Here is a 13,225-nt window from a genome sequence, read left to right on the forward strand (position 1 = left end):
TAACGCCTTTATTTCATCTGATTATTTCTTAACCCCTTAATTCTGGTAGGGGCTTATATCGCTTGCTATGCGTCCATCTGCTGTCCTATTATGCTTGCGGTTATAATAATAATTCTCGTTTACGTTATCATTCACTTCATCAGAGATATACCAATGGCGCGTCCTAAAACTGCTCAGCCAACCCACTCGCTGCGTAAACTCGCAGTCGTAGTCGCCACAGCGGTCAGCGGCATGTCTGTTTACGCACAGGCTGCAGATAAACCGAAAGAAGAAACCATCACCGTTACCGCAGCTCCTGCGGCTCAGGAAAGTGCCTGGGGCCCGGCGGCAACGATTGCTGCCAAACATTCGGCAACGGCAACCAAAACGGATACCCCGATTGAGAAGACGCCACAGTCTGTTTCGGTTATTACCCGTCAGGAGATGGATATTCGTCAGCCGACGACCGTGAAGGATGCGATGGCTTATACGCCAAGCGTCTTCTCCACTCGCGGTAGCTCCTCAACTTATGATGTTGTTTCCATTCGCGGTTTTACGGCACCAACCACCGTTAACACCAATCAGTATCTGGATGGCATGAAACTTCAGGGTAATAACTATTCTGAAATTTCGATGGACCCTTATTTCCTGGAACGCGTAGAAGTCATGCGTGGGCCAACGTCTGTGCTGTACGGTAACAGCAACCCGGGCGGTATCGTCAGCATGGTCAGCAAGCGTCCGACCACCGAACCGCTGCGTGAAATCCAATTTAAAATGGGTACGGATAACCTCTGGCAGACCGGCTTTGACTTCAGCGATGCCATTGATGACGCTGGCGTTTGGTCCTACCGTCTGACCGGTTTAGGCCGTAGCCAGGATGCTCAGCAGGATATGGTTAAGTCCAGCCGTTATGCGGTGGCACCGTCCTTTAGCTGGCGTCCGGATGATAAAACTGATTTCACCTTCCTGAGTAACTTCCAGAGCGATCCGGATGCAGGCTACTATGGCTGGCTACCGCGTGAAGGTACGGTGGTTCCTTACGTTGATGCTAACGGTAACTCGCACAAGCTGCCGACCGATTTCAACGAAGGTGAAAGAGATAACAAGATGCAGCGACGCCAGCAGATGGTGGGCTACAACTTCTCACACGCGTTTAACGATACCTTCACCGTGCGCCAGAATCTGCGCTACGACCAGGTGAAAACGCTTTACCGTTCCGTGTACGGCTTTGGCTATGACGGCGCCGGTAATATCAAACGTAACTACGTTCGTTCCGACGAAGATCTCAATACCTTTACCGTGGATACGCAGCTGCAATCCAACTTTGCGACCGGTGACGTAGGTCATACGCTGCTGACTGGCGTTGATTACTCACGTATGCGCAACGACATTGATGCACTGTACGGTTCTGCTGATTCTCTGAATATGCAGAATCCACAGTACGGTAACCCGAACATCGACGTCAGCGGTCCGTATGCGAAATACCAGGTTCTGAACCGCATGGAGCAGACGGGTCTGTATGCACAGGATCAGATGGAATGGGATAAATGGGTGCTGACGTTGGGTGGTCGCTATGACTACGCGAAAACGTCAACGCTGACCCGTACCAACGGTAATGAAGCCATGAATCACGACCAGCAGTTCACCTGGCGTGGCGGTGTAAACTACCTGTTTGATAACGGTATTTCCCCATACTTCAGCTACAGTGAATCCTTCGAACCGACGTCTGGCTCCACGAAAGAAGGCAAGCCATTCGATCCTTCTCGCGGCAAGCAGTATGAAACCGGCGTGAAGTACGTTCCGAAAGATATGCCAGTTGTGCTGACCGCCGCTATTTACCAGCTGACCAAGAACAAAAACCTGACGTCTGATCCGAACGACTCTACGGGTCTGTACAGCGTTCAAACGGGTGAAATTCGCTCCCGTGGTCTTGAGCTGGAAGCGAAAGCCGCTGTTAACGAAAATATCAACGTGACCGCTGCCTACAGCTACAACGATGCTGAATATACTGAAGACACCATCTTCAAAGGCAAACGCCCAGCAGAAGTTCCGCGTAATCAGGCGTCTCTGTGGACGGACTACACCTTCTACGATACCGCGCTCAGCGGGCTGACCTTCGGTGCGGGTGTACGTTATACCGGTTCAACGGTTAGCTATTACAAATACGACACGACAACCGGTAAGAAAAACGATTCGTTTAACGTCGCTGGCTACACCGTTGCTGATGCGATGGTCAAATACGATCTGGCGCGCTTCGGCCTGCCGGGATCGTCTGTCGCGGTTAACGTCAATAACCTGTTCGATCGTGAATACGTTTCCAGCTGCTATAGCGAATACGCATGCTACTGGGGCGCTGAACGTCAGGTTGTTGCAACCGCAACGTTCCGTTTCTAACCACCTCCAGGGCGCGGATTTTCCGCGCCCTTTAACATGTTGACGGTTATGCAGGACAACACAACTCATTCTGATACGACCTTTTCTTTGGAACAGGTCGTTTTTCGCGTTCCAGGCCGTACGCTTCTTCATCCTCTGTCGTTAACGTTCCCTGCGGGCAAGGTGACTGGCCTTATCGGCCATAATGGCTCGGGAAAATCCACGCTGCTGAAAATGCTCGGGCGCCATCAGCCGCCGTCAGAGGGCGAGATTCTGCTGGATGGTCAGCCGCTGGCGAGCTGGAACAGTAAAGCGTTTGCCCGCAAAGTTGCCTATCTGCCGCAGCAATTACCGCCAGCGGAAGGAATGACGGTGCGCGAACTGGTGGCGATTGGCCGCTACCCGTGGCACGGTGCGCTGGGGCGTTTTGGCGTAGCCGATCGCGAGAAAGTGGATGAAGCCATCGCGCTCGTGGGATTAAAACCGCTGGCGCAGCGCCTGGTTGACAGCCTCTCCGGCGGCGAACGCCAGCGGGCGTGGATTGCCATGCTGGTGGCGCAGGACAGCCGCTGCTTGCTGCTGGATGAGCCGACCTCGGCGCTGGATATTGCGCATCAGGTTGATGTGCTGGCGTTAGTGCACCGCTTAAGCGAACAGCGTGGCCTGACGGTGATTGCCGTACTGCACGATATCAATATGGCGGCGCGCTACTGCGACTACCTGGTGGCGCTACGTGGCGGTGAGATGATTGCCCAGGGCACGCCGAATGAGCTGATGCGCAGCGAAACGCTGGAAAAAATCTACGGCATTCCTATGGGCATTTTGCCTCATCCCGCCGGTGTTGCACCGGTAAGTTTTGTTTATTGATGATGGTTGATAATCGGATTAGCCGCCGTCGTTTACTGACGGCAATGGCGCTCTCTCCGCTACTGTGGCAGATGCAAAAAGCGCAGGCTGCGCCAGTGAGCGCTGAACGTATCGTGGCACTGGAGTGGCTGCCCGTTGAATTGATGCTGGCGCTAGGCGTCACGCCCTACGGCGTGGCGGACATCCCTAACTACCGGATGTGGGTCAACGAACCGGTGCTGCCGGAGTCGGTGATTGACGTCGGGTTACGTACCGAGCCCAATCTTGAACTGTTGACGCAGATGAAGCCCTCGATGCTCGTCTGGTCAGCCGGTTATGGCCCTTCGCCAGAAATCCTCGCAAGAATCGCGCCAGGCCGCAGCTTTGCCTTCAGCGATGGAAAACTCCCGCTGGCCCAGGCGCGTCGTTCGCTGCTGGAGATGGCAGAGATGCTGGATAAACAGGCGGTGGCGCAGCGTCATTTGGCGGAGTTCGACGCCTATATCGACAGCCTGAAGCCGCATTTTAAACAGCGCGGTGATCGACCATTGCTGATGGTTTCACTGCTGGATCCTCGCCATATGCTGGTGTTCGGTCCTAACTGTCTGTTCCAGGAAATTCTGGATCGCCTGGGGGTGAAAAACGCCTGGCAGGGGGAGACCAATTTCTGGGGCAGCACGGCGGTGGGGATCGACCGGCTGGCGGCCTATAAAGACGTCGACGTGCTGTGCTTCGATCACGGCAACGCCGCGCAAATGCGTCAGCTTGAGGCCACGCCGCTATGGCAGGCGATGCCGTTCGTCCGCGCTAACCGCCTGCAGATTGTTCCGGCGGTGTGGTTCTACGGCGCGACGCTGTCGGCGATGAACTTTGCGCGTATTTTGGATACTTCTCTTGGAGGCAAGGCGTGAAAGCTAAACTGTCGCCATTTGCCGCCGTCTTATTGCTGGTGCTGCTGGTAGCCGCGCTGGCGTTAACCTGGTTTAACTTCACTCTCGCGCTGCCGAAGAGCCTGTGGTTTAAGGCGATGCGTCAGCCGGATATTGACGCTATCGACCAGATGCTCTTCCACTACAGCCTGCTGCCGCGCCTGGCGATTTCGCTGCTGGTTGGTGCCGGATTGGGCCTTGTTGGCGTATTGTTCCAGCAGGTGCTGCGCAATCCACTGGCTGAACCGACCACGCTTGGCGTCGCGACCGGTGCGCAGCTTGGTATGACCGTCACTACGCTGTGGGCACTTCCGGGCGTGCTGACTTCACAATTTGCCGCGCTGGCGGGGGCGTGTATCGTTGGGGCGCTGGTGTTCGGCGTGGCGTGGGGCAAGCGCCTTTCGCCGGTGACGCTGATTCTGGCAGGGCTGGTGGTGAGCCTGTACTGCGGGGCTATCAATCAGCTGATGGTGTTATTCCATCACGACCAGCTACAAAGCATGTTCCTGTGGAGTACCGGGACGCTGACCCAGACCGACTGGAGCGTAGTGCAGCGCCTATGGCCGCAGCTATTGGGCGGCGTGATGCTGACTCTGCTGCTGCTGCGCCCGCTGACCCTGATGGGACTCGATGACGGTGTGGCCCGCAATCTGGGGCTGGCATTGTCACTAGCGCGTTTGGGTGCGCTGACGTTGGCCATCGTGATCAGCGCATTCCTGGTGAATGCCGTTGGTATCATTGGTTTTATTGGCCTGTTCGCGCCGCTGTTGGCGAAAATGCTCGGTGCACGACGTTTGCTGTCGCGCCTGCTTTTAGCACCGCTGATTGGCGCGCTGATCCTTTGGCTTTCGGATCAGCTGATTCTCTGGTTGACCCGCGTGTGGATGGAAGTCTCCACGGGGTCTGTGACGGCGCTGATTGGTGCACCGCTGCTGCTGTGGTTACTGCCGCGTTTACGCAGCATGAGCGCCCCGGCAATGAACGCCAGCGATAGCGTGGCGAAAGAACGGCATCATGTGCAGTGGTTTGCGCTGGGCGGGCTGGTCATTTTACTGGTGGGCGTCGTTGTCGCACTGACGTTGGGACGTGATGCACAAGGCTGGCACTGGGCAAGCGGATCGTTGCTTGATGAACTACTACAGTGGCGCTGGCCACGTATCGCGTCGGCGCTGATTGCTGGGGTGATGCTGGCAGTGGCGGGCTGTATTATTCAACGCTTAACCGGCAACCCCATGGCTAGCCCGGAAGTGCTGGGGATAAGCTCCGGCGCCGCGTTCGGCGTGGTGCTGATGCTATTTATGGTGCCTGGAAATGCCTTTGGCTGGCTGTTACCCGCCGGTAGCCTTGGCGCTGCGGTCACGCTCATTGTGATCCTCGTGGCGGCCGGACGCGGCGGTTTTTCACCGCAGCGTATGCTGTTGGCCGGGATGGCGTTGAGTACCGCCTTCACCATGCTGCTGATGATGCTACAGGCCAGCGGCGACCCGCGCATGGCGCAAATCCTGACGTGGATCTCCGGCTCGACCTATAACGCCACCGGCAAGCAAGTGGCGCAATCCGCGATAGCCATGCTGGTGCTGTTGCTGCTGGTACCGCTATGCCGCCGTTGGCTGACGATTTTACCGCTCGGTGGCGAAACGGCGCGCTCGATTGGGATGGCGCTGACCCCCGCGCGTATCGGTCTGTTGCTGCTTGCCGCGTGCCTGACGGCGGCGGCAACGCTGACCATCGGGCCGTTGAGCTTCGTTGGGCTGATGGCGCCGCATATCGCGCGCATGATGGGGTTCCGCCGCACGATGCCGCATATCGTGATTTCGGCACTGATTGGCGGGTTGCTGCTGGTGTTCGCTGATTGGTGTGGGCGCATGTTGATGTTCCCGTATCAGATTCCTGCGGGGCTGCTGTCGACCTTTATCGGCGCACCGTACTTTATCTATCTGCTCAGAAAGCAGAGCCGATAAAAAAGCCGGATAAGCATGCGCTTATCCGGCTTTCAGAGAAAACCGTCACATCTGCCGGGTCTGACCCGGCAAGTTCGCTGAATTACAGCTGGGCAAATACTCGACGCGCCGCGTCGATGGTATTGTCGATATCTTCTTCGCTGTGGGCGATAGACATAAAGCCCGCTTCAAACGCCGATGGTGCCAGATACACGCCTTCATCCAGCATCAGATGGAAGAAGTGTTTAAAGCGCTCAACGTCGCACTTCAGCACGTCCTGATAGCAGGTCACTTCTTTTGCATCGGTGAAGAAAATGCCGAACATGCCACCCACGTTGTTAACGACCAGCGGGATGCCCGCATCTTTTGCCGCATCCAGCAGGCCTTGCGCCAGCTGATTGGTCAGCTCGGTCAGAGTCTCGTGTACGCCCGGCTGTGCGACTTCGGTCAGGCAGGCGAAGCCGGCGGCCATGGCAATCGGGTTGCCTGAGAGCGTTCCCGCCTGGTAAACCGGGCCGGTGGGTGCCAGCGCGTCCATTACGTCACGACGACCACCGAAGGCACCCACCGGCATGCCGCCGCCGATGATTTTGCCAAGGCAGGTCAAATCCGGTACCACGCCGTAATAATCCTGGGCACCCGCGAGTGCGACGCGGAAGCCGGTCATTACTTCATCGATAATCAGCAGTGCGCCGAACTCATCGCACAGCGCGCGCAGGCCCGGCAGGAACTCAGGCTGCGGCGGAATACAGTTCATATTGCCGGCGACGGGTTCAACGATGATACAGGCGATTTCCTGTGGGAATTGTTCGAATGCCGCGCGCACGGAGGCCAGATCGTTATAGGTGCAGGTGAGGGTGTGTTTGGCGAAATCAGCCGGTACGCCCGGCGAGTTTGGCTGGCCGAGGGTCAGCGCGCCGGAACCGGCTTTCACCAGCAGGCAGTCGGCGTGGCCATGGTAGCAACCTTCAAATTTGATGATTTTGTCGCGGCCGGTAAAGCCGCGGGCCAGGCGGATGGCGCTCATGGTGGCTTCGGTACCGGAGTTCACCATACGAACCATATCCATGGTTGGCACCAGTTCGGTAACCAGTTTGGCCATGGTGACTTCCATTTCGGTCGGCGCACCGAAGCTCAGGCCGCGCTCTGCCGCTTCAATCACCGCGTTACGGATGGCAGGGTGGTTGTGGCCCAGCACCATCGGTCCCCAGGACCCGACATAATCGATATAGGCTTTGCCATCGACGTCATACAGATACGCGCCATCTGCACGCTCGATAAACAGCGGTGTGCCACCAACGCCGGTGAAGGCACGTACCGGCGAGTTCACGCCGCCGGGAATCAGTTCACGCGCAGCGCTATAGAGATTTTCAGATTTGCTCATTGCCAGGTTCCTGGTTCGTGAAAAAAGTTTTGCCCGGTATTCTAAATTATTACGCGGAGGTTATGAAATTTTTGGGCATGGTGGTGTCAATGAGGCGCAGGATTGACCTCAACTGACGCTGAGGGCAGATTTCGCGCCATAGGGGGATTGCCGTGCGGAGAGTGCCCGCGTTATGAGCGGCTCGAGTTCTGTCGCAGTGGGAAAATTCGCGTGTTAATGATGGCGATATTGACCTCGCAAGGAGTGCCATCATCCAGATAAACGGTTTCATCAATTTCCATAACGGCATCATTCTCTTTGAGATTCAAAAGATTAATGATGTCTTCATCCATTAGATTAATGGATGTCAGGTTCTGATCCCTGCGCTGGACTTTTTTCCCGGTAATGCTTTCGATATAGCTATATTTGGATATTTCGAGCTGACTTAATTCCATGCTGGTGAACATATTTACCGGCAAATGGATATGTTCCAGCGCCACCGGAATATCATCGAAACACATCAGGCGTAATATTTTATATATTTGGTCACTATTTTTAATGCGTAATGATTGTGCCATTTCAGGCGTGGGCACTTTCATTATACTGAATTTAATGACTTTTCTGACACCTTTATGGCCGTTTTTTTGGGCCTGGTAATCGAAAGGCGACAGCGCATGAAATCTTCCCGAGTGATTACTTTTGCCAATAGATCCGACGAATAAACCGGAACCTTTCACGCGATAAATTCGCTGCTGCTCGATTAACAGGCGCGTCGCTTCACGCACCGTCGCTCGCGTGATGCCGATATTTTTAGCAATCGCAATCTCGGTGTCCAGTTTATCTCCGGGCAAAAGGTTATCCGTCTTTATTTTCCTGAGAATGTAATCGACTACCTCTTTTTGCTTCTCTGTGATGCCATCAACCATCGACTTTGTTCCTAACCAATGTGAGCGGTAACGCTGCTGAGTCCTGTTTACATGTATGCCTGACTTTGTTTTCTATCGACCAGACAGTTCACGTCATATTGTGAGCAAGTTAACGAATTTGATCTAACAAACGCGGCATCTCGATAAAATCCATTTTTGCATATTGTATCTGGACACGTCTATGTGCATCATCAAGATGACTAGACAAGTGAAACATGTATAGACTTACTTAGCGAGTCATAAGAATGCAGAAAAAAGAGACGGAAATTAAGCAATTATTTGTATTTTAATGTTTATTTTGTCTTTTTTTGGCGATGGGGACGTGAGTGGCGTCTGTAGGCATGTCTGAACCGCACCACGAGAAAAACCAAGGTTTCTGGCGACATGTCTGTTCATGCTGGCCTGGGATGAAAACCCAGGAATGTGATTCTTGAAGGTAAAAACCAGGTTAAGAGAGAGACGTATGAGCAACAGAAAGTTAGCGAATGCCATTAGGATCCTGAGCGTTGACGCGATTCAGAAAGCCAATTCCGGCCACCCCGGCGCACCAATGGGGATGGCGGATATCGCCGAGGTCGTATGGCGTCATCACCTTCGCCATAACCCGAAGAACCCACAATGGTTCAACCGCGATCGCTACGTGCAGTCGAATGGGCATGGCTCAATGCTGATTTATTCCCTGTTGCATCTCACCGGCTATGACCTGAGCATGGATGACATTCGTGAATTCCGTCAGCTGCATTCCCGCACGCCGGGCCACCCTGAGTATGGCTATACGCCGGGCGTTGAAACAACCACCGGCCCGCTGGGGCAAGGGGTCGCCAATGCCGTGGGGATGGCAATAGCTGAAAAGGCGCTGGCCGCTGAATTCAACAAGCCTGGATTTGATATCGTGGATCACCACACCTGGCTGTTCCTTGGCGATGGCTGCCTGATGGAAGGCATCTCCCATGAGGCCTGCGGCCTGGCGGGCACGTTAGGTCTTGGTAATCTAATTGCCGTTTGGGACGACAACGGTATTTCAATCGACGGCCACGTTGACGGCTGGTTCGCCGAAGATACCGCCGCACGTTTTCGTGCCTACGGTTGGCACGTGATTGAAGGCATTGATGGTCACGATCCACAGGCCGTTAACGCCGCTGTTGTTGAAGCCAAAAACGTCACTGACAAACCAAGCCTGCTGTGCTGTAAAACCATCATTGGCTTTGGTTCACCGAATAAAGCGGATAGCCATGAATGTCACGGTTCGGCGCTGGGCGCTGATGAAGTGGCGTTGGTCCGTGAGCAACTGCAGTGGCCGTATCCTCCTTTTGAAATTCCAGCCGATGTGTATGCCGCCTGGGATGCCACCGAACAAGGGGCAAAGGTCCAGCAGGAGTGGGACGCGCTGTTTGCTGAATACGCGCAGCAGTGGCCGGAACTGGCGGCGGAATTTACGCGCCGCATGAAGGGAGAATTACCTGCGACGTGGGCTGAGAATATGCAGCAATACGTGCGCGATTTACAAGCGAATCCTGCGGCGTTAGCCACGCGCCAGGTCAGTCAGAAGTGTTTGAATCACTTCGCCGGTCTGCTGCCTGAACTGATGGGTGGTTCAGCGGATCTCTCTCCGTCCAACCTGACTCGTCACCAGAAATCCGTTGATTTCACTGCCGCGAATGCCGCTGGGAACTATATCTCTTACGGCGTCCGTGAATTTGGCATGTCAGCCATTATGAATGGCCTGGCGCTACACGGCGGTTTTATCCCTTACGGCGGGACCTTCCTGATGTTTATGGAATATGCGCGTAACGCTCTGCGCATGGCGGCACTGATGAAAATCCGCTCGGTATTCGTCTATACCCACGACACCATTGGCCTTGGTGAAGATGGCCCAACGCACCAGCCGGTCGAACAACTGGCATCACTGCGCCTGACGCCAAATATGGAAACCTGGCGCGGCTGCGATCAGGTTGAAGTGGCGGTTTCCTGGCAGCAGGCGATTGAACGTCAGGATGGCCCATCGGCCCTGATTCTGACCCGCCAGCCGCTCCCTCAACAGCCGCGCAGCGAAGCGCAGCTCGGTGCCATTTCCCGCGGTGGCTACGTGTTGGTTGACTGCGAAGGCGTTCCAGAATTGATACTGATCTCCGCAGGGTCGGAGATTGAACTGGCGGTGGCGGCAGCGCAAACATTGCAGCAGGAAGGCCATCGTATTCGCGTGGTTTCTCTGCCTTGCACCGAGCGGTTTGATAAACAGGATGAAGCCTATAAAGAGTCCGTTCTGCCAAAACAGGTGCGTAACCGTCTGGCTATCGAAGCCAGCATTGAAGGGTTCTGGCAGCGCTACGTTGGGCTGGATGGCAAGGTTATCGGCATGAACTCATTCGGTGAGTCCGCGCCGGCCGGCGTGCTCTTCAAACACTTTGGTTTTACAAAAGAAAATGTGACTGAAACTGCGCGCAGCATGCTTTAGCCGCCACTTTTTTAACATTAAGAACGATAGGTAATACTCATGCCAACATTATCCAACTGGCTGAATAAAGACAAAGTTCAGTATGTAGAATCCGTCGCTGACTGGAAAGAGGCGATTGAGACCGCCGCCCGTCCGCTGCTGGCTGAGGGAGCGATTTCTACAGAATACGTTGCGTCGATCATCAAGCAAAAAGAAGAGATCGGCCCCTATTTTGTGATTGCCCCCCGCATTGCGATGCCGCATACGCGACCAGAGCATGGGGCGAAGGCGCTGGGACTGTCCATCGTGAAGTTGGGGCAAGCGGTGGCCTTCAATTCTGAAGAGAACGATCCGGTCGATGCGATTTTCATGTTCTCGGCACCTGACAGTAATAGCCATATTGAAATGATTTCGCAGTTGGCTGAAGTGCTCTCTGATGATGAGGTCATGGAGCAAATTTATCGCGCGGAAAGTACAGAACAGTTACAGGCAATTTTACTCAGTGAAGCATCTGCTTCTTGTTAAATATACCCTAATCGAAAAAAGATGAGGTCGACTATGAAAATTATGGCGGTATGTGGCTCAGGTCTGGGAAGCAGCTTTATGATGGAAATGAACATCAAGAAAGTGCTTAAGAAAATTAATATCACGGCTGACGTCGAGCACTCTGATTTAGGCTCTGTGACGCCGGATGTTGCCGATGTATTTGTGATGGCGAAAGACATCGCTTTTAGCGCCAATTTACCAGCGGATAAAGTTATTATCATTAATAACATCATCGATTTAAATGAAGTTGAACAAAAAATAAAAGACTACTTTGATCAGCACTAATTAAGTGGGCAATAAAATACCCTGCTACAGAGGTTAATATGTTTGTTCAAAACTTTTTACAGCTTATCGTCGATATCCTGAAGGTGCCATCAATCCTCGTCGGCTTGGTCGCATTGTTCGGTTTGGTTGCCCAAAAAAAATCGTTCCCTGATGTGATTAAAGGGACTGTTAAAACAATCCTGGGCTTTTTGGTGCTGTCAGGCGGTGCTTCGGTCCTGGTCGGTTCGTTGTCACCACTGGGTGACATCTTTAAGCAATCCTTTGATGTGCAGGGTATTATCCCAAACAACGAAGCAATGGTTTCCATTGCGTTGGAAAAATACGGTGCGCCAACCACGCTGATCATGGCTTTTGGCATGGTGGCGAACATTGTCGTTGCCCGCTTTACCCGACTGAAATATATCTACCTTTCCGGGCATGTTACTTTCTACATGGCCTGTATGGTGGCAATTATTCTGTCTGTGGCTGGCTTCGAAGGCGTGCAGCTGATTTATACCGGTTCGCTGGCGCTCGGTATGCTGATGGCCTTCTTCCCGGCCATTGCGCAGCCCTACATGCGTAAGATTATCGGTAGCGATCAGGTCGCGCTGGCGCATACCGGTACGATTGGTTATGTTCTTTCGGGGTGGATTGGCTCCGTTGTCGGTAAAGGTTCCAAATCTACCGAAGAAATGAACATGCCTAAGAACCTGAGCTTCTTACGCGACAGCACGATTTCAATCTCGCTGACGATGATGATCATTTATCTGGTCTTATCTATTTCGGCAGGTAAGGAGTATGTCGAAAGTCATTTCAGCCACGGTCAGAACTACCTCGTCTATTCCTTTATTCAGGCGATTACCTTTGCGGCTGGGGTGTTTATTATCCTGCAGGGTGTTCGTTTAATTCTGGCTGAGATTGTCCCGGCGTTTACCGGTTTCTCTGAGCGTCTGGTGCCTAACGCAAGACCGGCTCTGGATTGCCCGATTGTCTTCCCATATGCCCCGAATGCCGTGCTGGTCGGCTTTATCTCCAGCTTTGTCGGTGGTCTGGTTGGGCTGTTTATTCTTGGGCAACTGAAGTGGGTGCTGATCCTGCCAGGCGTCGTGCCTCACTTCTTCTGCGGTGCGACGGCGGGTGTGTTTGGTAATGCTACCGGCGGTAAACGCGGTGCAATTATCGGGGCATTTGCTCACGGTATTCTGATTACCTTCCTGCCGGTTGCGCTGATTCCGGTGCTGGGTGCGCTGGGTTTAACCAATACCACCTTCTCCGATACCGATTTTGGGGTCGTTGGGATTATCCTGGGCAACATGGCGCGCTTTATGACGCCAGGCACGATCACCATGACGATTACCGGTATTTTTGCTCTCCTCGTGGTCTACAACTTCTTGGGTAAAAAGAAAGTTGTGGTAGAAGAGCAGTAAATTACGCGGGATAAAATATGCCTCCTTGCGGAGGCATATTGCATTTAAGCGCCTATCTTATCCGGTGCAGAGATCGAATTATCAGGGACCTTAACCGGTCAGTTCGTCCAATTGATCTTCTGCGCCGCTTCCAATTCATCCACGCTAACCGCAGATGAACTAAAATTTTACCCCAATGCAACAAAGCATTCGTGAAAC

Annotated in this window: 10 protein-coding genes; 8 read left to right on the top strand and 2 right to left on the bottom strand. The window is 53.7% G+C overall.

Annotation, left to right across the window (positions count from 1 at the left end; all coding sequences use genetic code 11):
* Positions 1-153 precede the first annotated feature (153 nt).
* Genes fhuA through fhuB form a run of 4 tightly spaced genes read left to right on the top strand, consistent with a single transcriptional unit; the run spans position 154 to position 6,088 of the window.
* The gene (gene fhuA / locus KCR01S_RS09345) at positions 154-2,373 is read left to right on the top strand and encodes a ferrichrome porin FhuA (RefSeq protein WP_061282375.1); all 2,220 of its coding nucleotides are present in this window, start codon (positions 154-156) and stop codon (positions 2,371-2,373) included.
* A gap of 48 nt (positions 2,374-2,421) precedes the next feature.
* Positions 2,422-3,219: a Fe3+-hydroxamate ABC transporter ATP-binding protein FhuC gene (gene fhuC, locus KCR01S_RS09350; RefSeq protein WP_061282377.1), complete on the top strand. Its 798-nt coding sequence runs from the start codon at positions 2,422-2,424 to the stop codon at positions 3,217-3,219.
* Between the two features lie 2 nt (positions 3,220-3,221).
* Entirely contained in the window at positions 3,222-4,109 is an 888-nt protein-coding gene (gene fhuD, locus KCR01S_RS09355) for a Fe(3+)-hydroxamate ABC transporter substrate-binding protein FhuD (RefSeq protein WP_112202340.1), read from the top strand.
* Positions 4,106-6,088 carry a Fe(3+)-hydroxamate ABC transporter permease FhuB gene (fhuB, locus tag KCR01S_RS09360; RefSeq protein ID WP_061282381.1) on the top strand — a complete coding sequence of 661 codons (1,983 nt, stop codon included), beginning with the start codon at positions 4,106-4,108 and terminating at the stop codon, positions 6,086-6,088. Before fhuD ends, fhuB begins: the two co-directional genes overlap by 4 nt.
* Positions 6,089-6,170: 82 nt before the next feature.
* Here fhuB and hemL read toward each other — a convergent pair whose 3' ends face one another.
* Together hemL and KCR01S_RS09370 are read right to left on the bottom strand one after the other, a co-directional pair.
* Positions 6,171-7,451, bottom strand: coding sequence for a glutamate-1-semialdehyde 2,1-aminomutase (gene hemL, locus KCR01S_RS09365; protein ID WP_061282383.1), 1,281 nt, complete (start codon positions 7,449-7,451; stop codon positions 6,171-6,173).
* Between the two features lie 170 nt (positions 7,452-7,621).
* Entirely contained in the window at positions 7,622-8,356 is a 735-nt protein-coding gene (locus KCR01S_RS09370) for a GntR family transcriptional regulator (protein WP_061282385.1), read from the bottom strand.
* A 463-nt stretch (positions 8,357-8,819) separates the two neighbouring features.
* Here KCR01S_RS09370 and tkt point away from each other — a divergent pair, with 463 nt between their 5' ends.
* From tkt to KCR01S_RS09390, 4 genes are read left to right on the top strand one after another with little or no spacing between them, the layout of a single operon-like run.
* Positions 8,820-10,811, top strand: coding sequence for a transketolase (tkt, locus tag KCR01S_RS09375; protein WP_061282387.1), 1,992 nt, complete (start codon positions 8,820-8,822; stop codon positions 10,809-10,811).
* Positions 10,812-10,850: 39 nt separating this feature from the next.
* Entirely contained in the window at positions 10,851-11,315 is a 465-nt protein-coding gene (locus tag KCR01S_RS09380; RefSeq protein WP_061282389.1) for a PTS sugar transporter subunit IIA, read from the top strand.
* 33 nt (positions 11,316-11,348) lie between these two features.
* A complete protein-coding gene (locus tag KCR01S_RS09385) occupies positions 11,349-11,621 on the top strand; it encodes a PTS sugar transporter subunit IIB (protein ID WP_061282391.1) in 273 nt (90 codons plus the stop codon).
* A 38-nt stretch (positions 11,622-11,659) separates the two neighbouring features.
* On the top strand, positions 11,660-13,027 hold the full coding sequence (locus KCR01S_RS09390; protein ID WP_061282393.1) for a PTS ascorbate transporter subunit IIC: 1,368 nt from the start codon (positions 11,660-11,662) through the stop codon (positions 13,025-13,027).
* The last annotated feature ends 198 nt before the right edge of the window (positions 13,028-13,225 follow it).

Source organism: Kluyvera cryocrescens NBRC 102467, assembly GCF_001571285.1.
Lineage (GTDB): Bacteria > Pseudomonadota > Gammaproteobacteria > Enterobacterales > Enterobacteriaceae > Kluyvera > Kluyvera cryocrescens.